The 25,475-nt window shown below is 73.9% G+C and carries 22 protein-coding genes; 15 read left to right on the forward strand and 7 right to left on the reverse strand.

The annotated features are described in order from the left end of the window. Nucleotides 1-55: 55 nt before the first annotated feature. Nucleotides 56-1,216, reverse strand: a complete 1,161-nt coding sequence (locus ABT160_RS30565; protein ID WP_351651157.1) for an acetyl-CoA C-acyltransferase — start codon at nucleotides 1,214-1,216, stop codon at nucleotides 56-58. A 46-nt stretch (nucleotides 1,217-1,262) separates the two neighbouring features. On the opposite strand from ABT160_RS30565, the gene ABT160_RS30570 reads away from it, so the two are divergent. The 5 genes from ABT160_RS30570 (at nucleotide 1,263) to ABT160_RS30590 (ending at nucleotide 7,002) form a co-directional block, all read left to right on the forward strand. Then, entirely contained in the window at nucleotides 1,263-2,495 is a 1,233-nt protein-coding gene (locus ABT160_RS30570; protein ID WP_351651158.1) for an acetyl-CoA acetyltransferase, read from the forward strand. Continuing rightward, the gene (locus ABT160_RS30575; RefSeq protein WP_351651159.1) at nucleotides 2,485-4,008 is read left to right on the forward strand and encodes a carotenoid oxygenase family protein; all 1,524 of its coding nucleotides are present in this window, start codon (nucleotides 2,485-2,487) and stop codon (nucleotides 4,006-4,008) included. Before ABT160_RS30570 ends, ABT160_RS30575 begins: the two co-directional genes overlap by 11 nt. Before the next feature lie 35 nt (nucleotides 4,009-4,043). Then, entirely contained in the window at nucleotides 4,044-5,006 is a 963-nt protein-coding gene (locus tag ABT160_RS30580; protein WP_351651160.1) for a winged helix-turn-helix transcriptional regulator, read from the forward strand. A gap of 73 nt (nucleotides 5,007-5,079) precedes the next feature. Next, entirely contained in the window at nucleotides 5,080-5,661 is a 582-nt protein-coding gene (locus ABT160_RS30585) for a hypothetical protein (RefSeq protein WP_351651161.1), read from the forward strand. Nucleotides 5,662-5,865: 204 nt separating this feature from the next. Then, entirely contained in the window at nucleotides 5,866-7,002 is a 1,137-nt protein-coding gene (locus ABT160_RS30590) for a serine hydrolase domain-containing protein (RefSeq protein ID WP_351651183.1), read from the forward strand. Nucleotides 7,003-7,024: 22 nt separating this feature from the next. Here ABT160_RS30590 and ulaA read toward each other — a convergent pair whose 3' ends face one another. From ulaA to ABT160_RS30620, 6 genes are all read right to left on the reverse strand, one after another. Further along, nucleotides 7,025-8,599, reverse strand: coding sequence for a PTS ascorbate transporter subunit IIC (ulaA, locus tag ABT160_RS30595; RefSeq protein ID WP_351651162.1), 1,575 nt, complete (start codon nucleotides 8,597-8,599; stop codon nucleotides 7,025-7,027). Between the two features lie 18 nt (nucleotides 8,600-8,617). Continuing rightward, nucleotides 8,618-9,391 carry a PTS sugar transporter subunit IIAB gene (locus ABT160_RS30600; protein ID WP_351651163.1) on the reverse strand — a complete coding sequence of 258 codons (774 nt, stop codon included), beginning with the start codon at nucleotides 9,389-9,391 and terminating at the stop codon, nucleotides 8,618-8,620. Nucleotides 9,392-9,707: 316 nt separating this feature from the next. Then, nucleotides 9,708-10,574, reverse strand: a complete 867-nt coding sequence (locus ABT160_RS30605) for a hypothetical protein (RefSeq protein ID WP_351651164.1) — start codon at nucleotides 10,572-10,574, stop codon at nucleotides 9,708-9,710. Between the two features lie 46 nt (nucleotides 10,575-10,620). Continuing rightward, nucleotides 10,621-11,223 carry a 4'-phosphopantetheinyl transferase family protein gene (locus ABT160_RS30610; protein WP_351651165.1) on the reverse strand — a complete coding sequence of 201 codons (603 nt, stop codon included), beginning with the start codon at nucleotides 11,221-11,223 and terminating at the stop codon, nucleotides 10,621-10,623. A gap of 22 nt (nucleotides 11,224-11,245) precedes the next feature. After that, nucleotides 11,246-11,488, reverse strand: a complete 243-nt coding sequence (locus ABT160_RS30615) for an acyl carrier protein (protein WP_351651166.1) — start codon at nucleotides 11,486-11,488, stop codon at nucleotides 11,246-11,248. Nucleotides 11,489-11,555: 67 nt separating this feature from the next. Continuing rightward, complete coding sequence (locus tag ABT160_RS30620; RefSeq protein ID WP_502984330.1) at nucleotides 11,556-12,428, reverse strand: class-II aminoacyl-tRNA synthetase family protein; 873 nt, start codon at nucleotides 12,426-12,428, stop codon at nucleotides 11,556-11,558. A 369-nt stretch (nucleotides 12,429-12,797) separates the two neighbouring features. On the opposite strand from ABT160_RS30620, the gene ABT160_RS30625 reads away from it, so the two are divergent. The 10 genes from ABT160_RS30625 (at nucleotide 12,798) to ABT160_RS30670 (ending at nucleotide 25,116) form a co-directional block, all read left to right on the forward strand. Beyond that, complete coding sequence (locus ABT160_RS30625) at nucleotides 12,798-13,883, forward strand: phytanoyl-CoA dioxygenase family protein (protein ID WP_351651168.1); 1,086 nt, start codon at nucleotides 12,798-12,800, stop codon at nucleotides 13,881-13,883. Continuing rightward, a complete protein-coding gene (locus ABT160_RS30630; RefSeq protein ID WP_351651169.1) occupies nucleotides 13,865-15,172 on the forward strand; it encodes a DUF6271 family protein in 1,308 nt (435 codons plus the stop codon). The genes ABT160_RS30625 and ABT160_RS30630 overlap by 19 nt, the downstream gene beginning before the upstream one ends. 188 nt (nucleotides 15,173-15,360) lie before the next feature. After that, nucleotides 15,361-17,097, forward strand: a complete 1,737-nt coding sequence (locus ABT160_RS30635) for a condensation domain-containing protein (protein WP_351651184.1) — start codon at nucleotides 15,361-15,363, stop codon at nucleotides 17,095-17,097. A 1-nt stretch (nucleotide 17,098) separates the two neighbouring features. Next, nucleotides 17,099-18,430: an MFS transporter gene (locus ABT160_RS30640; RefSeq protein ID WP_351651170.1), complete on the forward strand. Its 1,332-nt coding sequence runs from the start codon at nucleotides 17,099-17,101 to the stop codon at nucleotides 18,428-18,430. 328 nt (nucleotides 18,431-18,758) lie between these two features. Further along, entirely contained in the window at nucleotides 18,759-19,322 is a 564-nt protein-coding gene (locus ABT160_RS30645; RefSeq protein ID WP_502984331.1) for a bacilysin biosynthesis protein BacA, read from the forward strand. Next, nucleotides 19,319-20,587 (forward strand): DUF6421 family protein, encoded by a 1,269-nt coding sequence (locus tag ABT160_RS30650; protein ID WP_351651172.1) that lies wholly within the window; start codon nucleotides 19,319-19,321, stop codon nucleotides 20,585-20,587. The genes ABT160_RS30645 and ABT160_RS30650 overlap by 4 nt, the downstream gene beginning before the upstream one ends. Nucleotides 20,588-20,595: 8 nt before the next feature. Next, entirely contained in the window at nucleotides 20,596-21,729 is a 1,134-nt protein-coding gene (locus ABT160_RS30655) for a DMT family transporter (protein ID WP_351651173.1), read from the forward strand. Continuing rightward, the gene (locus ABT160_RS30660; protein ID WP_351651174.1) at nucleotides 21,726-23,042 is read left to right on the forward strand and encodes an ATP-grasp domain-containing protein; all 1,317 of its coding nucleotides are present in this window, start codon (nucleotides 21,726-21,728) and stop codon (nucleotides 23,040-23,042) included. The genes ABT160_RS30655 and ABT160_RS30660 overlap by 4 nt, the downstream gene beginning before the upstream one ends. Next, complete coding sequence (locus ABT160_RS30665; protein WP_351651175.1) at nucleotides 23,039-23,935, forward strand: branched-chain amino acid aminotransferase; 897 nt, start codon at nucleotides 23,039-23,041, stop codon at nucleotides 23,933-23,935. Before ABT160_RS30660 ends, ABT160_RS30665 begins: the two co-directional genes overlap by 4 nt. 164 nt (nucleotides 23,936-24,099) lie before the next feature. Continuing rightward, entirely contained in the window at nucleotides 24,100-25,116 is a 1,017-nt protein-coding gene (locus ABT160_RS30670; protein WP_351651176.1) for a protein-glutamine glutaminase family protein, read from the forward strand. Nucleotides 25,117-25,475: the final 359 nt, after the last annotated feature.

Raw genomic sequence — 25,475 nt, forward strand, 5'->3', positions numbered from 1 at the left:
AGGACCGGCCGTTCGCCGTCGACCGGGGGCGCACCCCCGGCGGACGGGTGCTCCTTCACGCGGTGACGCGTTCGAGCAGGACCGCCACCCCCAGCCCGGCCGCGCCGCTCACCGCCGCCACACCGTAGCGCCCGCCGCGCCGCTCCAGCTCGGCCACGCAGTCGCCGACCAGGATCGCGCCCGTGGCGCCGAAGGCGTGGCCCTTGGCGATGGTGCCGCCGTTGGGGTTGAGCCGGTCGGGCCCGGCGCCCAGGTCCCTGCGGAAGCGCAGGCAGAGCGCGGCGAACGCCTCGGCGAACTCGAACACGTCGATGTCGGCGGGCCGCAGCCCGGCCCTGGCGATGACCTTCTCCACCGCCGTCTGCCCGGCCGTCAGCATGATGACGGGATCGGTGGCGGCGGTCGCCGAGGCCACCACGCGGGCCCGTGGCCGCAGCCCCGTACGCTCCGCCGCGCGCTCGTCGCCGAGGACGAGCAGGGCCGCCGCGTCGGCGAGCGCGGGGGAGGTGCCCACCGTGTGCAGGTGCTCCAGGCGCCCGGCCTCCGGGTGCGCGGCGAGCGCGAGCGCGTCCTGGTCCGGCAGGTCGGCGAAGGCGGGCTTCAGCGCGGCCAGGGTCTCCGCCGTCGTCGCGGGCCGCACCAGCTCGTCGTGGTCCAGGCCCGCGACCGGGACGAGGCCGTCCGGTTCGTCCCCGGCCGCCTTGGCCTGCGTCTCCAGGCCGTACGCGTCCAGCTCCTCGCGGGTCCAGCCGTCCAGGGTGGCGTTGAGGTCGGCCGCGATGCCCATGTGCACCGAGCCGATGGCGGCGACCGTCGCCGGGTCGCCGAACAGCGGGCCCCCGTCGCTGAACATCGGCACCCGCGAGGTGCTCTCGACGCCGCCCGCGACGGCCAGGGCGACGTCGCCGGCCCGGATCCGCGACGCCGTCTGGGCGACGGCGTCGATGCCGGAGGCGCAGAAGCGGTTGAGGGTGGCGCCCGGCACGTCGCCCCAACCGGCGAGCAGCGTCGCCGTGCGCGCCGGGTTGGCACCCTGGTCACCGACCTGGGACGCCGCCCCGACCAGCACGTCGTCCACCTCGGAGGGGTCCAGGCCCCGTGTCACGAGCGCCCGTTGGAGCGTGACCAGCAGGTCGACCGGGGAGACGCCGTGCAGGGCGCCGCGTGCGGAGCCCTTGCCCCGGGGAGTGCGGACGAAGTCGAGGACGTAGGTCATGGCGCAGCCCTTCGCGAGTCACTCTGTTAGTTGTAGCATCGCATGCATGAGCGTATGGGTACTGGGCGGTCATCAGACGGACTTCGCACGCAACTGGGCCCGCGCCGGGCTCGGTTGGTCCGACCTCGTGGGGGAGGTGGTGCAGGGCACGCTCGACGACTGCGGCGTCGCGGCCGAGGACGTCGACGTCGTCCACGTGGGCAACGCGTTCGGCCAGCTGTTCACCGGGCAGGGCCAGCTGGGCGGCATGCCCGCCACCGTCGACGAGGGGCTGTGGGGCCTGCCCGCCTCCCGGCACGAGGCCGCCTGCGCCTCCGGCGGCATCGCGGTCCTCTCCGCCATGGCCGACATCGAGGCCGGGCGCTACGACTGCGCCCTGGTCATCGGGGTCGAGCTGGAGAAGACGGTCCCGGGCGACGAGGCCGCCCGCCACCTGGGCGCCGCCGCCTGGGTCGGCCACGAGGGCGAGGACGCCACCTTCATGTGGCCCTACATGTTCAACGAACTCATCGGCGAGTACGACCGGCGGTACGGCATCGACGACCGGCACCTCCAGGCGATCTCCGAACTGAACGTCCGCAACGCCCGCGCCAACCCCCTCGCCCAGACACGCGGTTGGACCTTCACCGAAGCGAGCTTCACCTCCGACGACGAGGCCAACCCGCCCGTCGAGGGCCGGGTGCGCAGGCAGGACTGCAGCCAGATGACCGACGGCGGCGCGGGCGTCGTCCTGGTCTCCGACCGCTGGCGCCGGCGGCACGCACGCGCGGGGGCGGCCCGGATCGCCGGCTGGGGCCACCGCACGGTCGGCCTGCCGCTGCGCCGCAAGACGGAGAAGAGCGCCGGCCAGCCGTACGTACTGCCGCACGTCCGGCACACCGTCCTGGACGCGTTCGCCCGCGCCGGGATCGAGGACGTCGGCGCCCTCGACGGCATCGAGACCCACGACTGCTTCGCCATGTCCGAGTACATGGCCGTCGACCACTTCGGCATCACCGGCCCGGGCGAGAGCTGGAAGGCCGTGGAGAACGGCGACCTGGAGATCGGCGGGCGCATCCCCGTCAACCCGAGCGGCGGCCTCATCGGCGGCGGCCACCCCGTGGGCGCGACCGGGGTGCGCATGCTGCTCGACGCCACCCGCCAGGTCACCGGCCGCGCAGGTGGCTACCAGGTCGAGGGGGCGCGCCGGTTCGGCACGCTGAACATCGGCGGCAGTACGACGACGAGCGTGGCCCTGGTCGTGGAGCGGGCCGACGAGGAGGAGAACCATGGACGTTGAGATCGTGGGCCGGGCCCTGTCGAGCCTGCCCGAGGACGACGACCACCCCTACCGCACCGGGCCCTGGCGCCCGCAGACCACCGAGTGGAGCGCCGAGGACCTCGACGTCGTGGAGGGGGAGGTCCCCGCCGACCTCGACGGGATCTACCTGCGCAACACCGAGAACCCCGTCCACCCGGCCATCCGCCTCTACCACCCCTTCGACGGCGACGGCATGGTGCACGTCGTCGGCTTCCGCGACGGGACGGCGTTCTACCGCAACCGGTTCGTGCGCACCGACGGCTTCCTCGCCGAGCAGCAGGCGGGCGAGGCGCTGTGGGCGGGCATCGCCGACCGGCCCGCGCTCTCCAAGCGCGCCGACGGCTGGGGCGCGCGCACCCGGATGAAGGACGCGTCCAGCACCGACATCGTCGTGCACAACGGCACCGCCCTGAGCAGCTTCTGGCAGTGCGGCGACCTCTACCGCCTCGACCCGCTCACCCTGGACACCCGCGGCAAGGCCACCTGGGGCGGCGCCTTCCCCGCCGACTGGGGGGTGTCCGCGCACACCAAGACCGACGAGCACACCGGGGAGCTGCTGTTCTTCGGGTACGCGACCGAGGCGCCCTACCTGCGTTACGGCGTCGTCGACGGCACCGACCGGCTCGTGCACCACGTGGACGTGCCGCTGCCGGGGCCGCGCCTGCCGCACGACATGGCGTTCACCGACAACTACGCGATCCTCAACGACTTCCCGCTGTTCTGGGACCCGGAGCTGATCGCCCAGGGCAAGTACGCCTCCCGCTTCCACCCCGACCTGCCCAGCCGCTTCGCCGTGATCCCGCGCCGGGGCGACACCACCCAGATCCGCTGGTTCGAGGCCGACCCCACGTACGTACTGCACTTCACCAACGCCTACGAGGACGGCGACGAGATCGTCCTCGACGGCTTCCACCAGGGCTGCCCCGAGCCGCCCGACCCCAAGGGCGAGGGCGTCTACCAGCGGATGTTCCGCTTCCTGGCGCTGGAGCGGATGCAGACCCGGCTGCACCGCTGGCGGCTGAACCTCGCCACCGGACAGGTGAAGGAGGAGCACCTCAGCGAGCGCCACACCGAGTTCGGCATGATCAACCCGGGCCACGGCGGGCGCCCGTACCGCTACGCGTACGCCACCACCCAGAAGACCGGCTGGTTCCTCCTGGACGGCATCGTCCGGCACGACCTGCTGACCGGCGCCGAGGAGCGCTACGCGCTGCCCGAGGGCGTGTACGGCAGCGAGACCGCGATGGCACCCCGGGTGGGCTCCACGGCGGAGGACGACGGGTACCTGATTACACTGACCACCGACATGAACACCGACCGGTCCGAGTGCCTGGTGTTCGACGCCTCCCGCCTCACCGAGGGACCGGTGGCCCGCATCCGCCTCCCGGAGCGCGTGTCGAGCGGCACCCACTCCACGTGGGCCCCCGGCACGTCCCTCCCCGGCTGGCGCGACCGCGACGCCCACGAGGCCCCGGGGGCGGTCGGACTCTGACGGGCCCCGGGCGGGCCGAACCGAGGGGACCGCACGTGGACGAGGTGACGCCGACCCGGCTGCGGGCGGGCGGGGAGAACGCCATCGGCGTCACCATGGGCCTCATCGGCGACGAGTGGACGCTGCTGATCCTGCGGTACGCCCACCAGGGCGTGCGCCGCTACGCCGACTGGCGCGAGCGGCTGGCCATCTCCGACTCGGTGCTCTCCGCCCGGCTCGGCCTGCTCACCCGCACCGGCCTGCTGGCCCGCGACGCGTACCAGAGCAGGCCCGTCCGCTACGAGTACCGGCTCACCCCGCGCGGCCGCGAGGTGTGGCCGGTCCTGGTGGCGCTCTGGGCCTGGGAGTACCGCTGGGTCGCCGACCACGCCGAACGCCTGCCGTGGATGCGCCACCGGGGCTGCGGGCGGCCCATGGAGCCGCGCCTGGCGTGCGCCGCCTGTGGGGAGGCCGTCCAGCCGCGCGACGTGCGCAGCGCCCTGGGCCCCAGCGGCGGCGACGGCCGTTCCGTCCCGGCCGCGGCCACCCGGCGCCGCTCCGCGTCCGGCGGCGGTACGGGCGCCGGACTCTTCCCGGAGACCACGGCCCTCATCGGCAACCGCTGGTCGGTGATGCTGCTGGGCGCCGCCTTCCTCGGCGCCCACCGCTTCGGCGACTTCCAGCAGGCGATGGGCGCGCCGCCGACGATGGTCGCGGACCGGCTGCGCACGTTCGTCGGCCTCGGCGTGCTCAGCGCCGAACCCGGTACGGAGCGGGCCGACTGGCTCTCGTACCAACTCACCGACAAGGGGCGGGCGTTCTTCCCCGTCATCATGACGGCGATCGACTGGGGCCAGCGCTGGTTCCGGGCGCCGGACGGGCCCGCCCTGGAGTCGGTCCACCGCGCCTGCGGCGCCCCGTTCGCGCCGGTGCTGTGCTGCGACGGCTGCGGCGAGGTGCTGCGCGAGGCGGACGTCCTGGTGGTCGAGGACGCGTCGGCGCGGGCCGGGACGGGGTGAACTGCCTTCTAGGCTGGGCCTGTCGACCTGTGTGCAGGGTCGGCACGCGTACAGGGAGGCAAGGGTGGAGCGGATGACGGTACGGCAGACCCGGTACGGCGGGCGCGCGCCCGCATGGGTGACGGTGACGGCTGTGGCGGTGGCGGCCCTGGCCGGTTGCGGCGCACCGGGGGAGGACCGTACGCCGACTCCCCTCGGCACGGCGGCGGTCGAGGTCACCGTGGTGCGCGAGGCGGGCGTCACGTACCCGATGAGGGCCGCGATCACGGGCTGGAGGGCGAAACCGCACCCGCAGGCCCCCGACCGGGGCGACGCGGTGTTCTTCGACTACCGCGTCACCAGGACGGGCCCCGTGCCCGAGTCCCGGGTGTCCCTCGCGGTGTGCGCCGTGGACGCCTCGGACATGGTCCTGCTGTGCACGACCGTCTCCGTGGAGCGGGACGGGGCGCCGTCCCCGGAGAAGGGCGACGGCTCCCTCGGCCCCACCGGGAGCGACCCGGACCTGTCGAGGACGGCCCGGGTGCTGTTCCTGCCGAACCAGATGAAGGACGACGGCCGGGCCGGCGACCCCAAGGACCACGACGGTTACACCCCGCCGCGCCTCCCCGGACCGGGCGACCAGCTGCGCGCGCGACCTGCGGCGACACCTCGGTGAAATAGACCGGGCACGTACTATTTTCATCACACTTTCAAGGAAATCCCTGTGCGGCCTCCTCGGGCGGGAGTACGTTCCCGCCGATCACGACGATCAGAGGAGGGCTCCATGGCTGTTCGTACCCCGCTCGCCCGTTCCCCACTCGCCCCTTCCCCGCAGGGACAGTCCCCGCACGGACGGTCCCCGCACCGCACCGCCCGTCCGATGCGCGCCCGGTTCCTGCTCGCCGCCGTCGCGGCCGTGCTCGGCGCCACGGCGCTCACCGTGCCCGCCGCCCAGGCCGCCGCCACCCCCGCCGCGCGCTCCCACGCCGCCACCCGGGCCGCCATGGCCGCCGCGGTCGCCGACGGCGTGCCCGGAGTCGCGGGCAAGGCGGTCGACCGCGACGGCACCTGGGGCGTCGCGGTCGGGGTCGGCAACCTCCGTACCGGGGCGCCCCGTTCGGCCGACGACCGGTTCCGGGCCGGCAGCATCACCAAGACGTTCGTCGCCACCGTGCTGCTCCAGCTGGAGGCCGAGGGACGGCTCGACCTCGACGACACCGTCGACCACTGGCTACCCGGCCTCGTCCGGGGCAACGGCAACGACGACCGCCGCATCACCCTGCGGCGGCTCCTGAACCACACCAGCGGGATCTTCAACTACACCAACGACGCGGACTTCCGCGCGCGCGTCCTCGGCCCGGAGTTCTTGGAGCACCGCTACGAGACCCACACCCCGCGGGAACTCGTCGCCGTCGCCCTGCGCCATCCGCCGACCAGCGCGCCCGGCGGGGCGTGGAGCTACTCCAACACCAACTACGTCCTCGCCGGGATGGTCATCGAGAAGGCCACCGGCCGCCCCTACGGCGACGAGATCCGGCGCCGGATCATCCGGCCACTCGGCCTGCGCGCCACTTCCGTCCCCGGCCTCGACCCCCTCGTCCGGGGCCCGCACTCGCGCGGCTACTCGCTGCTGGGCGGCGCCACCGCGTACGACGTCACCACGCTGAACCCGTCACTCGCCGGGGCCGCCTTCGAGGTGATATCCGACGCGGACGACCTGAACCGCTTCTACTCGGTGCTGCTGCGGGGCGGGCTGCTGCCCCGGGCGCAGCTCGCCGAGATGAAGACGACCGTGCCCTCGGGCGGGGGCGGCGGCTACGGCCTGGGCCTCACCGTCCAGACGCTCCCGTGCGGCGTCGAGGTGTGGGGCCACGGCGGCCTCATCCACGGCTCCGCGTCGACGGCCGCCACCACGGCGGACGGCCGCCACGGCATCACGTACAACGTGAACGCCGACTGGGGGTCGGGCGAGGCGTCGACGAAGGTGCTGGCGGCGGAGTTCTGCCCCGCGGGATAGCGCGCCCTCCGGGACCTCGCCGTCATCCGGCGTCCGGTGGCGGCGGGGGAGTCGGGGCGCCCGCCGGGCGGGCGATCTTCGCGTACGTGCCCGTGGCCGCCGGGGCCCCGGCGGCTGCCGGTGCGGCGCCGGGCGCCGTGGTGCGCGGCATCAGGGCGTCGCGCTTGGCGCCCGGGTCCCAGCCGGTCTCCACGACGCGCTTCTGCACCACGATGGCACCGGCCAGGATCGCTGCGCCGATCAGCAGCATGAGGATCACGCCGGTGGCCGAGCCCGCCTTGGCGGAGTAGCCGATCAGGGTGCCGAACCAGCCGAAGTCGGCGTCGCCGAAGGTGGTGTTCTCCTTGCCGAAGGCGCCGAGCACCTTCAGGAGCAGGGCCGGCAGGAACGTGATCAGCACGCCGTTGAGGAACGCGCCGACGACGGCGCCGCGCCGCCCGCCGGTCGCGTTGCCGTACACGCCCGCGGCGCCGCCCGTGAAGAAGTGCGGCACCAGACCGGGCAGGACCAGGGCGAGCCCGAAGGCCGGGTGGAACACCCACGACAGCAGGCCGAGGCTGATCAGGCCGCCGACGAAGCTGGAGATGAAGCCGATCAGCACGGCGTTCTGGGCGTACGGGAAGACGATCGGCGCGTCCAGCGAGGGCACCGCGCCGGGGACGATCCGGTTGGCGATGCCCTGGAAGGCGGGGACCAGCTCGCCGAGGATGGTGCGCACGCCGAAGAGGATCACGGCGACCGCGATGCCGAACTGCAGGCCCTGCATCACCGACTTCATGACGTAGTTGCCGACGTCGGTGGCGGGGGCGCCGCCGCCGATGGCGTACGCCCGGAACGCCGCCTCCTGGCCGACCTTGGCGAGGAACACCAGCGCCATGATCACGTAGATCAGCACCATGGACAGGGCGGTGGCGACCATCGAGTCGCGCAGGAAGCGCAGCCCCTCGGGGAGCTTCATGTCCTCGGTGCTGCGGCTGCGCTTGCCGACGAGCTGGCCCGCCGCGCCCGCCGTGATGTACCCGGCGGTGCCGAAGTGGCCGATGGCGACGCTGTTGTCGCCGGTGACGCGCTTCGTCCACGGATGGGCGAAGGCGGGCATGGAGACCAGCAGGATGCCCAGGAGCACACCGCCGACGATCACCACGGTCACCGACGACTGGCCCGCGATGGCCAGCACCATGGTCAACAACGTTGCCATGAAAAGCATGTGATGCCCTGTCAGGAAGACGTACCGCAGCGGGGTGAACCGGGCGAGCAGCAGGCTCACCGCGAACCCCACGATCATCAGCCAGGCGACCCGCGCGCCGAACTGGGCCTGGGCGATGCCCACGATGGCCTCGTTGGTGGGGATGACGCCGTGCGCGCCCGTCGACCCCTGGATCATCTCACCCAGCGGCGCCAGCGCCGCGACCACCAGTGACGCGCCCGCCCCGATGAGCAGGAACCCGAGCGTGGCCTTGATGGCGCCGCCGAGCACCTGCCCGGTCGACTTGCGCAGCGCGATCAGGCCCGCCGCGGTGATCAGGCCGATGAGGTACGCGGGCTGGCTGAGGACCTCGTTGACGAGGAACTCGGCGCCGGTGACGAGCCAGTGCATGCTGCTGCCCTGCCTTCCTCAGACGTCGTAGGTGTCGCGCAGGACGCGGTCGACCTCGGTGGTGCTGGTGAAGTCCGTGATGACCCGTACGGGGACGCCCACGTCGCCGAGGGTCTTCGCGATCTCGCCCGAGGTGAGGATCGCGACGGCCTCGGACGCCTTGCCCTTGGCGGAGATGGTGTCGGTCGCCTCGACGGTCACGTACCGCGACCAGCCCCAGCGGGTGAGGACCTGCTCCAGGGTGTTCTTGAGGAACAGGCTGGTGCCGAGGCCGTTGCCGCACACGGTCAGGATCTTGTGCTGCCCGGCCGGACCGGCCGCGGCGGCACCCGCCCCGGGCGCCGCCGCCCCGCCCAGCAGGGCGTGCACCTCATCGGGCCCGGTCGCCGCGCGCAGCGCCCGCTCGGCCTCGGGGTCGGCGAGCAGCCGGGCGAGCGCGCCCATGGCGGCGGTGTGCTCGGCGGCGTCCTTGGCGGCGAGGCCCACGACGAGCCCGACGGGGTCGTTGGTCTCGTGCCCGAACGCGACGGGCCGCGCGAGGCGCACCCAGGACATGCCGGTCCGCAGCACGGCGGGCGAGGGCCGCGCGTGCGCGAGGGCGAAGCCGGGCGCGATCACGATGTACGGCCCGTTCTCCTCGACGTTGCGCACCATCTCGCCGGTATACGCGTCCGTGGCCGCCCCGGTCGCCACCATCAGCGCCCCGGCGGCCTCGACCGCCTCCCGCCAGGAGTCGGCCGCCACGTCCAGCCGGATGGCGTCCACCGGAAGAAGATCGCTCAGTGCTGCCATACGTCGGATGCTCGCACGATTCCCCCACCCCGGCGCGCCCGCGCGAGGCACCCACCGCGGAGGACGGGCCGGCCGTGGCGTGCCGCTCCGGGGGTTTTTGCAGGTCAGGGGGTGTGGGGTGGGTGCGGGGGTGTCCGAGGCGTTGCCAGGTTCAGCTGCCCCCACCGGGAGCGGGGGGTGACACCGTGGAGGGGGCGGGTGTGCACGAGAACGTGGCCGGCAGCGTCACGTACCGCGATCCGGACGCGAGTGCCGTCGTCGTGCGGGTGCCGCGCGACGCACTCGGCCCCGACCCACGCCCCACGGCGGACCGCGGTCACACCGTGCCCTCCACCTCCGGTGGCCAGTGGGCGAACAGTGCCTTCACCGCGTGGGCCGCGTCCGTGATCCGGGTGCCCGCCCCGGGGTCCGTGTCGCGGCGGCGGTAGGCCGTGTCCAGGGCCAGCACCGTCGAGGCCGCGAGCTCCAACTGAGCCAGCTGGGTGCGCAGTCGGGACTCCGCGTCGGCCCCACGCTCCGCCGCCGTGACCAGCGCGCGCCACTGGAACGCCTTCGTCGCCCTCTTCACCTCGGAGAGGTCGACGAAGTCGCCATCGCTCAGCGCGCGGCAGTCCCGGATCGCCTTGCATCCCCGCCGGACCCGGAGCGCCAGTTCGCCCTCCGCGCTGTCCAGGTCCCGGATCAGTACGTAGCGGTGGTGCATGCGGCGCAGCACCTGGGCCATGGTGGTCACGCCGCGCACCACCTTCCTGCCCCGGCTCGCCACCTCGTCGTTCCACCGCGGAGCGCACGCGAACTCCTCCTCGCGCCGGTACCGGACCCGGTGCAGGTGCTCCCACTCCTTGTAGTCCAGGCCGGGGTCGGTCATCGCCGGGTCGCGGTACGGCGTGCGCTCGTAGTCGGCGAGGTAGAGCGCCACCAGTTCGTCGATCGCCCCGCCCTTGGCGGTGACGACGGGGGCGGGCGGGGTGTCCTCCACGGGCGGCGGTACGGGGTCGTCCTGCGGGCCCTCCCCCTCCAGGCGCGGCAGCACCGCGCTCGTCAGGGCACGGGCCGCCGCCGACAGGTCCCTCGCCCGGGTCGCGTCGGGGTGGTCCGCCGCCGCGTCGAGCAGCCCCGCCGCCAGCTTCCGCAGCCCCCGGGTCAGTTCGTCGACCCGCGCCTCCACGTCCAACTCGCCCATCAGTCCCCCCGGGTTCGTGAGATCGCGATCATAGTGTCAGCGGCGCCTACCGGGCAGTCACCTCCACCACCACCCCCTTCGCCGTCGCCACCGACACCACCGCTCCCCGCCCGTCGTCCGTCCAGGTGGTCACGGAGAGGTCGCCGCCGCCCGCCTTGAAGTGCGCCTCGGCCTCCACCCACAGGCGCAGCAGCGCCGTGGCCGGGTCGGTGGACGAAGCGGCGCGGCGCAGTGCGGAGGCGCGGTCGGGGAACCTCCTGGCGAAGCTCTCCGGCGTCGGGGCCGTGCGCCCGGCCGGCTCCACGTCGACGCCCGTCGGGCCGGGGCCCACGGCGACCGCCACCAGGCCGTCCGCGTGGCTGAGGCTGATCCCGACGCCCGGGTGCCCGGGCAGGTACGGGCGCCCGTGGTGCGGGCGGTGGCAGTCGGGGCAGTACTGCGCGACCTCCACCTCCCCCGGGCGGCAGCCCAGGTACCGCGCGGCCTGCTCGCGCAGCAGCAGGCGGGCCGCCGTGACGTCGTCGCGGCGGCCCGGGACGCGTACGAGCCCGAGGCGCTCCCGCTCCCAGGGCGCGAGGACGTCCGGCGTCAGCCCTGGCCGGGCCAGCACCTCCGCGGTGCGGGCCACCGCCGCCCGAGCGCCGGTCACCGCGTGCCCCGGAGGGCGCGCCTCACGCGGAGGCCGGCGCGGAGGGCTTCAGGAAGCGCTCGTTGATGCGGTTCAGGGTGCGGAAGTCGTCGATGGTCGACTCCTGGAGGTCGATGCTCTCGCCCGAGAGCGACTCCAGCAGGTCGATGAACTCCAGGAAGTCCATGGAGTCGATGAGCCGTGCCTCGATGAGGTCCTCGTCGGGTCCCACGGTGCCTTCGAGGCCGGGGTTCTTCTCGTGCAGCCACTCGGTGATCTCGTCCATGCTCGTCTTCCTCACTGCTGGTGCCGCTACTTGACTGGTGTCGCTGGTGGTTGGGGACGTGGTGCGCTCAGCGCGTGCCCGGCGCCGACTCCTGGGCCGCGCGCAGCGCCTCAAGCGCCGCCTCGGGACCGCCGTGGGCCAGGAGCATCGCGTGCACCCAGCGCTCCACGCCGAAGGCGACGCAGGCGCTGTACGCGCTGCCGTGCGCGCCCGCGCGGATGTCCAGGCGCTCGCCGAAGAAGTTGCGGTGGCGGTTGACGGAGGCGATCGCCGTGCCGTCGGGCGCGCTGTACTCGTGCTTGACCGGGTCCAGCGCCATGAGCTTGGCCCGGGAGCCGCCGCGGTCGTAGAACGGGTCGTCGGCGGTGGCCCGGGTCAGGGTCAGGCCGAGCCGCTCGGCGAGCCCCTGCACGAACGCGCCACCGGCCTCCAGGTGCCGGGCGGCGCCGTCCTTGGTGCCCAGGTAGACCACCTCGCGCATGTGGAAGCCCCACAGCCTGCGCAGCCCGTCGTAGTGGGTCTCGTTGCGGAAGCAGCGGCCGGTGGCGGACAGCCGCAGCCCGTCCTCGCCGACGTCCTGGCCCTCCAGGGCGAGCAGCAGGCCGTAGCAGGTGGCCGACGGCAGCAGGTGCCCGGTCTGCTCCAGGGGCAGCCCCTCGGTGCCGCCGCCCGCGGCGAGGGAGTCGTACGCCTCCGGGGAGAACCGCCCGGCGGGTACGCCGAGGTGGGGGAAGTTGCGGAAGTAGTCCAGGCGCGCGAGGCCCTCCGCGGGCAGCAGCGGGGGGCCGACCACCTCGGGGGCCGCGAGCTCGGCGGCGAGGCCCGACAGGAGCGCGTCGAGGCCGTGCAGCAGCGCCGCGTGCGCGGGGTCCAGGACGACGAGTCCGGCGCCGGGGTTCCGGAGCACGGCGGCCGACGGGGTGGTGGTGTTCATGTGCATCGCTCCCTGGGGGATGTGGGCGTTCCACCGCGCGCACCGGCCCGCGCGGCCGTGGCGGCCGGCGGCGGGCACGGGTCGAGGGCGGGGGCGGTCGAGCGTCGCGCTCGTCGTGGACCGGCACCGGAATCTGGACACTAGGCGGCTCACACAGATGTTGTCTAGACCAGAAAAACCGGCCAGCGCCCCGCCATGTCGCCCTATGGCGGGGCCACTTGACATACTCTCCGGTCTAGACCATTGTGCGAACACGTCACCCGACCAGCTCGCCCCGACGTCACCCGCCCCGTCCGTCCCGACGGTGGCCGCCGCGCCGCCCCGCCCAGGGCCCGCGCCCCCACGCCCGCAGTCCCGCACGTCCGAAGGACCGGCATGACCGCATCCTCCCCGCCTCGCACCCGCCACCCCCGGCTGCACCGGGCCGCCACCGAGCGGGCCTACTTCAGCACCGACGGCGAGGCCTACCTGGCCCAGACCACCCTGCGCGAGCTGGAGAAGACCCGCCCGCTGCGGGTGCTGTCCGAAGAGGACTTCACCCACTGGCAAACCCACGGCTACGTCGTCGTGCGCGAGGCGATACCCCCGGCCCACGCCCGCCGGCTCCTCGACTTCACCTGGGACTTCCAGGGCCTCGACCCCGACCGCCCGGACAGCTGGTACGAGGACCGCCCCTGGCGCTCCCAGCTCGACCGGCAGCTGCACATCTACGGCTTCGTCGAGGCGTACCACCACCAACTCCTGTGGGACAGCCGCCAGAACACCCGCGTCTACGACGCCTTCGTGGACGTGTGGGACGCCGAGGAGCTCTGGGTCACCCTCGACCGGCTCAACCTCAACCCGCCCAACCGCGGCAACCGCGACCGCGCCCTGATCGACTCCACCGACCGCGGCTTCGACATCGAGCTGCACTGGGACATCGACACCACCCTCGGCGTCCCCCCGCAGCGCGTCCAGGGCATCATCGCGCTCAACGACACCCGGCCCGAGACCGGCGGCTTCCAGTGCTGCCCCGAGCTGTTCCGGCGCTTCGAGACCTGGCGCCCGCTCCAGCCCGCAGGCCGCGACCCGCTGCGCCCCGACGTCGACCACGCGGAGTACCCCGTCGTACGGCCCGACCTGCGCCCCGGCGACCTGCTCATCTGGAACGGGCTGCTCGCCCACGGCGTCGCCCGCAACCTCTCCGAGAGCGGCGTGCGCGCGGTGCAGTACCTGTCGATGATGCCCGCCCTGGAGGAGCACGAGCGACTGCGCAAGTCCCGCGTGCAGTCCTGGGAGCAGTTGCGCACCCCGCGCTGGAACCGCACCCTGGTCGGCGACCCGGTCCTGCCCGAGGCCAAGCGCTACCCCACCGCCACCCTCGACGCCCTCGGCGAGCGGCTGCTCGGGCTCGCCCCGTGGCACGGCACCACCCCCGCACCGGCCACCGACGGGGAGCGCGCGTGCGCCGCGTCTGCCTGACCCTGCCCACCAACCGGCCCTGCGCCGGTGCCGTCGCCGACATCGTTGCCGAAGCGGCCCACGGCGCCCGGGAGTTCGGCGTCGAGGTGCACGTCGTCGTCCTCGACTCCTCCGACGAGGCGTCACGAGCCGTGCACCGCAAGGCCGTCGACGCCCTGCCCGAGGCGCCCGGCGTCGTCGTCCACCACCTCGACGAGGACGCCCAGCGCGCGTTCCTGACCGGGGCCGCCGTCCGCTCCGGCGCGGCGGAACCCGAGCGCCTGGTCGACCTGATGCTGCCCGACGGGGTCTCCTACGGCGCCTGCACCAACCGGGCCTTCCTCGTCGCGGAAGCCCTCGGCTGCTCCTCCGTGCACCGTAGGGACTCCGACAGCGGCTACCAGGAGCACGCGGGCGCACCGGTCCACCCGCTGCACCAGGAGCTCGCCTTCCTGGGCGAGCGCGCGGACCGGGCGAAGGAGCGGGCGACGTCGAGCCGCCTCGACCCCGCGTCCGCGCACCTGCCGGTGGCGCTCGTGGGCGGCTCGTTCATCGGCGAGATGTCCGTCGACCTCGACGAGATCCGTACCCTCGACCCGGCCGTGTACGAGCGCGTGGTCACCCTCTCCGTCCCCGACGACCACCCGTCCCTGTGGCGCGCCCGGCTCGTGGCGGACGCCTTCCGGGGCGCCGGCACCGAGCCCTTCACCGCCGACCGCACCACCCTCGGCCGGCTCGCGCCCACGCGCGTCGACATGTGCAACGTCGCGCTGGGCCGCGAGGTGTACGCCAGCCTCCCGCTCCCGCCCGCCCGGGACACCATCGGCAGCGACTACTTCCTGCTGCACGCGGTGCACGGCGCCAGGCTCCCCGCCGTCCTGCACAACCGGCACATCGTCAACCACCACACGCCCGAGCGCCGCACCGGCGACGGGTTCCTCGCCTACCAGGTGCGCCTGGCCAAGTACTTCCTCGCCGTCCCCGCCCTGCACGCCGTCCACACGGGCATGGCCGCCCGGGGCACCGCCCTGCTCGACGCCGCCGGACACCTGCGCACCAGCGCCGTCACCGACCTCGTACGGGACGCCGCCTCCGGCGACCCAGCGGCGGGCGCCCGCCGCCTCGACGTACTCGACCGGGCCTACCGGGCGCTCGGCGGACGCTGGGCGCGGGCCGCCGACCACCTCGCCGGGCAGCGCGCCGACCTGCTGGCCGGGGCCCGCGCCGACATGGAGGACTTCGCCGTCCTCCTGGACGCCTGGCCGGCGCTGACCGGGGCGAGCCGGAACCAGGAACTGGTGACCACGTGAACACGACCTCCGCCACCGGGCCCGCACCGGCCGGTACCGGTACCGCACCCGCCGGTACCGGTACCGCGACCACAATCGCCGATACCGATGCGTCCGTTGACACCGCGACGTCCGCTGATACCACGACGTCCGCGCGCACCGTGGCCGTCCGCCACGGCGGCGGCAGCGCCCGCCGGGGCCCGCTCACCATGGGGCAGGCGAACATGATCCGGTGCATCCTGCGCGACGACCCGGTGCAGATCAACATCCACGCCGTGTGGCCCGTGCCCGACGGCGCGTCCGTGGACGCGGTCGCCGACGCGCTGGGCGTCCTCGTCGCGCGCCACGAGGCCCTGCGCACCACCTTCCCGGGTGCCGCGACCACCTTCCCTGACGAACAAGTGGTGGCACCGGAAGGGGAGTTCACCTTCACCGTCCGGGACCACCACGGCTTCACCGGGGACCCGGGCCGGCACGCCGAGACGGTCGCCCGGGACGCCCGCGTCGAACGCTTCCGCCTCGACCGCGACTTCCCGCTGCGGATCACCCTCCTGTCGTACGACGGCGTCCCCCGCCACCTCGCCCTGGCCGCCAGCCACGCGGCCACCGACGGCGGCGCGCTCAACGTCCTGTACGAGGAGTGGCGGACCCTGCTCGGCGGCGGCGAACTGCCCGCCCCCGCCGCGCTCGCCCCGGTCGACCTGGCCCTGGAGGAGCGCTCGCCCGCAGGGCAGCGCAAGTCCGCCGCCGCCCTGCGGTACTGGGAGCGGGTCATCCGTACCGGACCGCAGGCCATGTTCGCCGAGCCCGGGGTACGCCCCGGGGACACCGCCACCCCCCAGCTCACCCTGCGCTCGCTGCGGGCCGGGCGGGCGCTCGCCGCCGCCGCCTCGCGCACCGGCAGCCCGGCCCAGACGGTGCTGCTGACCGCCTGGTGCACCCTCATCGGCCACCGGGCGGGCCAGCGCTCCTGCGTCGCCGCCGCCCCGACGGCCAACCGGCAGCGCCCGAACCTGGCCCGCGCCGTCACCACGCTCTCCCAGGACGCCCTGCTCCAACTCGACCTCGGCGGGCCCACGTTCGACACCGTCCTGCGCAAGGCCTGGGGCGCGGCGCTGGACGCCTACCGGCACAGCCGCTTCGACTCCGTACAGCTCTGGGACATGATCGGCCGCACCACCCACGAGCGCGGCAGCCAGTTCGCGCGCGACGTGGTCTTCAACGACGTCAGCAGCGTCCTGGCCACCCGCACGGACACCGGGGGACCCGGTGCCGCGCACCCGGACCTGGAGCTGTCCTGGGGCCCCGAGCAGGAACTCCCCAGCCGCGCGCTCACCTTCGTGTACGCCTCGGAGCCCGCGCTGCACCTCGCGCTGTGGGCCGACCCGCGGCTCTTCGACCGGCAGGCGGCCGAGGGCTTCCTCACCGGGCTCGTCCGCCTCCTGGAGGCCGTCGCCGTCGCCGACGTACCGCTGGACGCGCTGACCGGAGTGACCGGCGTGCCGGCCGCCCGCCGCGACGAGCGATGGCGGCGGGTCGACGGCTGCTGGATCTCGCCGCAGGCCGTAACGGAAGCCCTGCGCACGGCACTTGGGCATTTTGCTCCTGTGAAGGAAGGGAGCGAAGGGAACGAAGGGAGTGGCGGGCCGCAGGTGCACGTCGCCGTCGAAACGCCCCGGGTGCACGTCTCCGTCGACGCGCCGTCCGGCCCGGACGCCGGAGCTGACCCCGAGCTCACGGCCTTCATCGCCGCCGGGGACGACTCCGCGCTCACCCCCACGCGTGCGCACGCGGCGCTGATGGAGGTTCTGCCCGGCCGACCCGAACTCCTCGCACCCCACCGGTACGTCATCGTCCCGGCCCCGCCGTCCCACCCCGGCGACACCGCCGCCTGGCGCCGCCTGCCGGTCCTCACCGAAGGGAGCGGCCGGGAACGGCCGATGTGACATGACCACCGACGACACCCCCGCCAAGCCGTCCCCGGACTCCCCGGCGCCCACCGGCGCCCCGGTCCACCCCAGCCCCTGGCGCTCCGGCCCCTTCCGGCTGTTCTTCACCGCCCGCAGCGCCTCGCTCCTGGCCGACGGCATGCTGATGGTCTCCCTGACCACCGCCGTCCTCGGCACCGGGTACGGCGCCTCCGGCGTCGGCTACGCGCTCGCCGCGTGGATGACGCCGATCGTGCTGCTCGTCCTGTTCGGCGGCGTCCTGGCCGACAAGTTCACCCCGCAGCTGATGATGGTCGCCGCCGACCTGGTCCGGATGGTCGCGATGATCGTCATGGCCGCCCTGCTCACCTTCACCGACGCCCGGCTGTGGCAGATCATGGCCCTGATGGCGCTCAGCGGCGCCGCCACCGCGCTCTTCCAGCCGGGCCTCGCGAGCCTGGTCCCGCAGGTCGCCGAGGACATCCAGCGGGCCAACGCGCTGCTGCGCGTCTCGGAGGCCATGAGCGCCCTGCTCGGCCCCGGACTCGCCGGGCTCCTCGTCGCGTACTGGCACGTCGCCGGCTCCTACACGGTCATCGCCGCCGCCTACGCCCTCAGCGCGCTCGGGCTGCTCCCGCTGCGCAGGCTCGCCTCGCGCCGCGACGACGGCGACGCCCCGATGTGGCAGCGGCTCACCACCGGCTGGCAGGAGTTCCGCTCCCGCGACTGGCTGTGGGGCGTCATCGCCATCTGGTCGCTGTTCGGCCTGCTGGTCTTCGGGCCCGCGCTGCCGCTCGGCGCCGCGCTGATCACCGAGCAGCACGGCGCGAACGGCTTCGGCTGGATCGCCTCCGCCGACGGCCTCGGCACCATCGTCGGCGGTCTGCTCGGCATGCGGGTCCGCCCGCGCAGGCCGATCGTCGCGGGCGCCCTCGCCATGTTCTGCTTCGCCCTCAACCCCCTCGCCCCCGCGCTCGAATGGCCGTTCGCGGCGACGGCCGCCGCACACATCCTGGGCGGGGTCGGCTTCGCCTTCTGGGGCGTCATGTGGGCGACCAGCGTCCAGACCCACATCCCGCTCTCCGTGCTGAGCCGCGTCTCCGCCTACGACGTGGCGGGATCGATCATGGTCATCCCGCTGGGCCGGGCGCTCGCGGGCCCCGCCGCCGAGGTCTTCGGCGCCAACGAGGTGCTGGTGTTCTCGTCGGTGATGGCCCTGGTCTGCCTCACGGCGATGCTCTGCCTGCCCGCCGTACGACGGCTGGGACGCGCGCCGGAGAACCCCGTCGTACCGGACGCTGCGGTGCTCGCGACCGCTCCGGCGGCGGGCGGGGGAGCGGCCGCCGGGTGACCACGGCGGGAGCCCCCGGTGGCGTGATCTTGGCATGTGAGAATTCACGAAAGTGCCCTTGCCCGGGCCCGTGCCAGCGTGTTTGATCGATCAGGCCCGCCCCCGCTCGAGAGCGGATCCAGCCGCGCACGAGGCCCCTGCCGGGCCACGGTCGAGCGGACCCGCGACGCGGCGGCGGGCCAGTGACGGGGCCGCGCAACGACGCCGGTCCGCCGGGGCCGGTGGGTTCCACCGGCCGCCACGAACGAGTCGGCTCCGGCCCCAACCGGAGCCGCACACGCATGGGGGAATCTTGACCGTCGCCACCGGAAACCGTCCCCGAACGGGCATGGGCGTGGACAGCATCCGATATCTCCACACCCTGGGCCCGCACGGGACGAACCTGGAGACCGCGGCCCACGAGTGGCTCCAGCGCAGGGGCATCGACGGCAGCGTCGAACTGCACGCCTCCCTGGAGAGCGCTCTCGAAACCGTTCCCGACGACGGCCGGCACGCACTCGCCGCCTGCGCCGTCTACCCGGCCCTGCACACCCTGACCTTCGGGAACCTGCACCGCCTGCACATGGTCGACAGCTTCATCATGCCGACCCACAACATGGTCCTCGCCACCGCGGGCACCGACGCCCCGCGCAGCGTCTCCTCGCACCCCGCCCCCGCCGGCCTCGTCGCGCCGGACGCCGAGACCCGCATCGTCCTCAGCAACTCCCAGGCCGCCATCGACTGCGCCGCCGGGATCACCGAGGGCTGCATCACCACCATCGTCGCCGCCGAGCGCCACGGCCTGCGCGTCGTACGGGACTTCGGCCCGGTGCCGATGGTCTTCACCATCCACCAGGTCCTCGCCGTGGACGAGCCGGCCGACCGCCCCGAGGACGCGGGGGTCCTGCTGTGACGGCGAGCGCCCCCCTCGACGACGGGCTGCGGGCCCGCGCCGCCGAGCTCACCGGCTCGCTCATCCCCGCCGTCAACCGCTTCCGTACCCGGCAGGCCGACGACGGCACCATCGCCGAACCGACCGCCCAGGACCGCGCCCTGCTCACCGCGATCCGCGACGAGGCCACCGCGTGGTACGGCCGGGGCGGGCTCGGCCACCAGGCCGACGCGCTCGCCGCCGACGTGGACGACTGGATCTCCGAGGGCCTCGACAGCGCGCCGCACTTCGCCCGCTCCCGGGACGCCCTGACGGCGCCCGACGACGGCGCCCCGGTGTTCTTCCTGGCACCCGCCCAGAGCACCAACTCCGTACCCCCGGTGGGCAAGCGCCTCGACTGCTTCTTCGCGCTGCGCAAGGAGCCCGACGCGCTCCCGCGCCTGGCCGAGACGTACCCCCACCCGAAGAACAACTGCCAGTCCCTGGTGCTCATCGCGGGCAGCGACGGCTTCACGCACGGCAACTGCATCGTCTTCTTCCCGGAGAACGTCGCCGCGCGCGACAAGGTCGTGGACCAGGCGTACGCGATGTTCTTCTACAACAAGATGCGGAAGATCCACGAGACGTACGCGCTGCCGGGCGCCGAGGCCGTCCTGACCGCGGAATCCGTGCCGCGGGCCTCCTCCGGACTCGACCCCGAGGTGTGCTTCGAGGCCCGGGCGATCTGGGGCTACCTGCACGACTCGATGCACTACCAGGGCCGGTGGCCGTTCGACCAGCACATCTCCCTGAAGATGAACTGGTTCGTCGGCCTCCTCGAAGAGATCAAGGTCGACGCCAAGACCGTGCTCGCCTGCGCCGGCGGCGGCGTGCCGTTCGCCCGCGAGCAGATCGACATGATCCTGCTGGAGCGCGTCTTCCGCTACCCGCAGGCCGACGACGCCACCCGCAACTTCGACTCCGGCACCGGCGTCTTCCTCTACTCCTGGCTCCGCGAGCACGGCGCGCTCACCGGCACGCCCGAGAACGGCGGCCTGCTGCACCTGGACCGCGACAAGGCCCTGGACGCCCTGCGCGCGTTCGTCGCCACCGTCGAGGAACTGGAGGAGCGGGTCACCACCGACGCCGAGTACAAGGCCGCCGCCAAGGCCCTGGTGCGCGCCCACCTGCCCGAGGGCGAGCCCAAGCAGCGCTACCGGTTCACCGAGGACCAGAGCGTCCTGCTGCGGGCCAAGCAGCCGCTGGCGGACCTGCCGCCGCTGCGGTTCGCGCAAGCGGAGTGGTGAGGAACGCCGTGGAGGGGACCCGCCGGGGCGACGGCCGTCTGGTCGTCCCCGTGCTGTCCTGCCTGATGGTGCTGCTGCTGGCGGCGGGGTGGGTCGCGTCCGGGAAACTGGTCAGCGACACCCCGCCGCTGGCGGTCGCCGCCGGGCGCACCGCCGCGAGCTTCCTGACCATCACGGCCGTCGCCGCGCTGCGGCCCAGCGCCTGGGGCGCGATCCGCACCAGCTCCCGGCGCCACGGGGCCGTCGCCCTGCTGGCGTTCCTGGGCTTCTTCGCGTACTACACGGGCACGCTGCTCGGCGTGGAGCAGATCGGCGCGTCCCGGGTGGGCCTCGTCGTGTCGCTGCTGCCGTGCATCACCTTCGCCATCGGCATCGTCGCCTTCCGCGAGCACGCAAGTGTCCGCAAGGTCGCCGGGGCCGTACTCGCCGTCGGAGCGGCCCTGGGGTACGCGCTCGGCGAGGGCCCGGAGAGCGGCGGCGCCACCGGATCACTCGCGACCGGCGTCCTGCTGGCCCTCGCGGGCACCTTCACCTACGCGTTGTACGGGTACGTGTACCGCCGCCACATGGCGGACGTGCCCCCGATGGCCGCCCTGCCCGCGGTCACCGGCGCGGGCACCGTGATGCTCGGGATCGCCACCGCCGTCTACGTGCCCCTGGGCGGTGTCACCGCGGGCCAGTGGGCCGGGGTGGCGCTGCTCGGCGCCGTGCTGACCGCGCCCGTGTTCCTCATCTCCCACGAACTGATCCTGCGCAAGGGGCCGTTGTTCACCTCCGCGCTCGCCCTCACCGTGCCGTTCCTCATCCGGCTCGGCGAATGGGCCGCCGGCGAGGCGGACGCGCCCGGCCCGCTCGCCATGCTCTTCCTCGCCCTGTGCGCCGCGGGCGTGTGGATGACCGTGGCGGCCCGGCGGCCGAAGCCCGCGGAAGCGGACGGACCCGCCGATCCGGAGGGGTCCGCCGTGCGTGAGGAGCCCGACGGGCCGGAAGAGCCCGCCACGCCCGCCGAACACGCTGGATCCGCCGCGACCGCCGCCACCACCGCAACCGCCGGATCCACCGCAACCCCCGCAACCCCCGCACCCGTCGAGAACGGCGAACAGCCGCCGAGTCCCACCCCGTCCGAGAGAAGCACCACGTGACCAACGCCGCCACCGAGCACCTCACCGACCCCCGCGCGGACCGTCCCTCCGGCCGCCCCACCGTCGTCCTGGTCTACCAGCGCACCTCGCTGCCCTGGGTCTTCGAGAGCGCGCGGCGCGCCGGGATCGACCTCGTCCTCGTCCCGCGCCCCGACGAGGACGTGGACGCCGACCGGCTGCCGCCCGGCGTCGTCGACGTGCTCCGCCTCGACGTGGACCACGCGCCCGCCGAGGCGCTCGCCGCCCTGGTGGCGCGCCACCGCAGCGACCCGTTCGACGGGATCGTCACGCTGTACGACCCGGCCGTGCCGTTCGTCGCGGACGTCGCCGACGCCCTCGGGCTGCCCGGACTCGGCGGCGACGTCGCCCGGGCCGTGCAGGACAAGCGGCTGATGCGCCGGGCCCTGGCCGACGCGGGCCTGAACGTCCCCGGCTTCGCCGCCGTCGACGACCCCGGCGCCCTGGACGAGGCCGCGCGCCTGGAGTTCCCCGTCGTCGTCAAGCCCGCCAACGGCTTCTCCAGCCTCGGCGTGACCAAGGCCGACACCGCCGAGGAGCTCGCCGCGGTCGTCGCCGAGGTCTGGCAGGTCTGCGCGAGCAAGCTCTCCCGGGTGACCGGGCTGGTCGTCGAGGAGTACCTGGACGGGCCCGAACTGGCCGTGGAGTCCCTGGCCCACGGCGGCAGGGTCCAGGTCCTGTCGATCGGCTACAAGGGCGAGCCCGTCGGCCCGTACTTCGAGGAGGGCGTCTACCGCGCCCCCGCGCCGCTGCCGCCGCACGTCCAGGACGCCGTCGTCCGCGAGGTCGTCGCCGCGCACGCGGCCCTCGGCGTCACCGAAGGACCCACCCACACCGAACTGCGGCTGCGCGGCGGCGAACGCCCCTACCTCCTCGAACTGGGCGCCCGCGTCGGCGGCTCGGGCGTGTCCCACTACATCGCCCACCACGTCACCGGCACCGACCTGGCCGCCCAGGCGCTGCGCATCGCGGCAGGGCTCGCCCCGACGCTGCCGGAGACCGCGGAGCAGCCCGCACCGGCGACCGGCGCGGCAGCCAACTACATCGTGCCGTGCGGCGGTTCGGGCCGCATCGTGGCCCTCCACGGCCTGGAGGAGGTGGCCAAGGACCCGCGCGTGGACCACCTCGTGCAGATGCTGCACCCGGGCGACGTGGTGCGCCCCTACCCGGACTTCACCGGCTACCCGGCGTTCGTGCTCTCGCACCACCCGAGCACCGCCGACGCCGAGGAGTTCCACCGCTACCTGGCCGAGCACATCCGCATCGACTACGCACCGGAAGGCGACGCGAAGTGAGCACCCCGCCTCTCGACGACCGCGACGGCGTCATCTGGTACGACGGCCGCTTCGTGCCCTGGCGCGACGCGCAGCTGCACGTCCTGTCCCACGGACTCCACTACGGCGGCGGCGTGTTCGAGGGCGAACGCGTCTACGACGGACGGGTCTTCAAACTCACCGAGCACACCGAGCGGTTGCACGCCTCGGCGCGCGAACTGGGCTTCCAGATCCCGTACTCCGTCGAGGAACTGGACCGGGCGACGCTCGAACTGGTGGCCCGCCAGGGCATCCGGGACGGCTACGTGCGCCCGGTCGCCTGGCGCGGCAGCGAGCAGATCAGCGTGGCCGGCGCCCGGGCCTCCGTGCACGTCGCCCTCGCCACCTGGGAGTGGCCGCACGTCTTCTCCGAGGACGCCGCGTCGCTGGGCATCCGCCTGGCCACCTCGCGCTGGCGCCGCCCGGCCCCGGACACCGCGCCGGTACGGGCCAAGGCCGCCTCCCTGTACAACATCTGCACCCTGGCGCGCGACGCGGCCGACGAAGCGGGCTACGACGACGCCCTGCTGCTCGACTACCGGGGTCACGTGGCCGAGGCCACCGGCGCCAACCTGTTCCTGGTCTCCGACGGGATCCTGTACACGCCGACCCCGGACTGCTTCCTGTCCGGGATCACCCGCGGGACCGTCCTCGACCTGGCGGCGGACCTCGGCATCGAGGTGGTCGAGCGCCACATCCTGCCCGGGGAACTCGGCGACTTCGAGGAGTGCTTCCTGACCGGCACGGCGTACGAGGTGCAGCCGGTGCGCTCGATCGACGCGCACGAGTACCGCATCGGGAAGACGACCAGGGCCCTGTCGGAGGCGTACACCCGCCTCGTGCACGCACCGGCGGACGCGGCGACGGGGGTCTGATCGCCGACGGCGGCTGCGGCGACAGGGGCGTGAACGTCCGATCGCGGCCGCTCGTCGGGGACTTCCGTGAGAAAGCTCCGTGAGGACCCGGCGGTCGCCCCCGCGCACGATCATGCGAGCATGGGGGACCGTCCCGCCACCCAGTGCAGCAAGGGAGCCCGTCGATGCGCCGCTCGGTCCGTGACGGAACACGCGAGCAGGAGGCGGCGCCCCCGTCGACGCGTACCGCCGGAGCACCGGCGGAGCGACGCGCGCTCCCGCGGCCGGCGGGCGGCCCGGCCGGTCCGGTGGCCCTGCCGCACGGCGCGGGCAACGCGGCCGTCTCCCAGGTGATCCAGCGCATGGAGGCGCAGCCGGGCAAGCGCAGGCGGTCCGGGTCGCCGGAGGACCAGGAGCCGGCGAAGCAGGCCCGCGAGGCCGACACCTCCTCCGAGGAGTTCGAGTCGTCCTCGGAGGAGGAGTGGGAGGAGCCGTTCTCGGCGGAGAGCGTCGCGGCGATCGACCGGGAGCAGACCCGGCTGACGCAGCTCCTGGAGCGGATGGACGAGCAGGGCGCGCCCGAGCACATCAAGCAGGCCGCCGAGGACAAGCGGCAGATCCTCACGCTCCTGTCCAACCTGACCCCGCTGCGGTCGGCGGAGACCGTGCGCGAGGCCATCCGGCTCCTCGGCGAGATGCCCGACAGCGCGTCGAAGACCAAGTACCTGGCCAGCCTGCGTGATCAACTCGCTTATCTGGAGGCGGAGTTCCCGTCGGAGGGGGCTCCGAGCGCCGAGACGGTCCAGGCCATGTGGCCCTCGCTCGCGCCCTCCTTCGGCTCGGCCGGGGGAGAGGTCGGCCAGGACGGCTGCGAGGACCGGGCCCACGCCATCTGCCGGGCGATCGCCGACGCCGCTCCGGCGATCGCCGTCCACCACCTGTCCAAGCAGTGGGCCACCCCCGACGGCGGCCGGCTGCACGCCGACCACCAGTGGAACCACCACGTCGCCGCGTCCGTCACGACCACGGACGGGGTCCTGGTGATCGACCCGGTCTTCTCGCGCGAGGGCCCCCTCGCGCTGGCCGAGTGGGCCCGGCTCGTCCAGGTGGACCTGGACACGAACGTCCACGAGACCGCCTGGGGATTCCTGGGCAAGCCGGGTCCCGACAACCGGCCCGACGCCAACAGCGCGGTGAAGTAGGCCCCGTGAGCTGGGCCGACGCATGAATGTCTGCCGGGACCGTTGACGTCTCGGCCGTCGGCCGCAACCATTCGAGCGATTCCCCGCACCCGCTCCACCCCGCGCCCCTCCCGTACGCCGGGGGCCGGGGGCACCGCGCGCACCGTACGACGGCGCACGCGGCACACGGCACGTCCGCGCACTCCACCGCACGCGTACGGCAGTACGGCACACGTCGGCGCACCGCTCCACCCGCACCGGCACTGCCACCTTGCACCCGCACCTCGCACCGGCAGCACCCCGCACCCGCACGGACCGAGCGCTCCGCCCTGCTCCACCCCCGCCCCGCACCTGGGCTCCGTACGCCTACGAGTGGGAGC

The organism is Streptomyces sp. NPDC001941, assembly GCF_040296945.1.
Classification (GTDB): Bacteria; Actinomycetota; Actinomycetes; order Streptomycetales; family Streptomycetaceae; genus Streptomyces.

Excerpts from the sequence above, each read along its gene's own strand:
- ABT160_RS30565 (WP_351651157.1), bottom strand. The coding sequence starts at position 1,216 with ATGACCTACGTCCTCGACTTCGTCCGCACTCCCCGGGGCAAGGGCTCC.
- ABT160_RS30570 (WP_351651158.1), top strand. The coding sequence starts at position 1,263 with ATGAGCGTATGGGTACTGGGCGGTCATCAGACGGACTTCGCACGCAAC.
- ABT160_RS30575 (WP_351651159.1), top strand. The coding sequence starts at position 2,485 with ATGGACGTTGAGATCGTGGGCCGGGCCCTGTCGAGCCTGCCCGAGGAC.
- ABT160_RS30585 (WP_351651161.1), top strand. The coding sequence starts at position 5,080 with ATGACGGTACGGCAGACCCGGTACGGCGGGCGCGCGCCCGCATGGGTG.
- ABT160_RS30590 (WP_351651183.1), top strand. The coding sequence starts at position 5,866 with ATGCGCGCCCGGTTCCTGCTCGCCGCCGTCGCGGCCGTGCTCGGCGCC.
- ulaA (WP_351651162.1), bottom strand. The coding sequence starts at position 8,599 with ATGCACTGGCTCGTCACCGGCGCCGAGTTCCTCGTCAACGAGGTCCTC.
- ABT160_RS30600 (WP_351651163.1), bottom strand. The coding sequence starts at position 9,391 with ATGGCAGCACTGAGCGATCTTCTTCCGGTGGACGCCATCCGGCTGGAC.
- ABT160_RS30605 (WP_351651164.1), bottom strand. The coding sequence starts at position 10,574 with ATGGGCGAGTTGGACGTGGAGGCGCGGGTCGACGAACTGACCCGGGGG.
- ABT160_RS30615 (WP_351651166.1), bottom strand. The coding sequence starts at position 11,488 with ATGGACGAGATCACCGAGTGGCTGCACGAGAAGAACCCCGGCCTCGAA.
- ABT160_RS30620 (WP_502984330.1), bottom strand. The coding sequence starts at position 12,428 with ATGCACATGAACACCACCACCCCGTCGGCCGCCGTGCTCCGGAACCCC.
- ABT160_RS30625 (WP_351651168.1), top strand. The coding sequence starts at position 12,798 with ATGACCGCATCCTCCCCGCCTCGCACCCGCCACCCCCGGCTGCACCGG.
- ABT160_RS30635 (WP_351651184.1), top strand. The coding sequence starts at position 15,361 with ATGGGGCAGGCGAACATGATCCGGTGCATCCTGCGCGACGACCCGGTG.
- ABT160_RS30640 (WP_351651170.1), top strand. The coding sequence starts at position 17,099 with ATGACCACCGACGACACCCCCGCCAAGCCGTCCCCGGACTCCCCGGCG.
- ABT160_RS30645 (WP_502984331.1), top strand. The coding sequence starts at position 18,759 with ATGGGCGTGGACAGCATCCGATATCTCCACACCCTGGGCCCGCACGGG.
- ABT160_RS30670 (WP_351651176.1), top strand. The coding sequence starts at position 24,100 with ATGCGCCGCTCGGTCCGTGACGGAACACGCGAGCAGGAGGCGGCGCCC.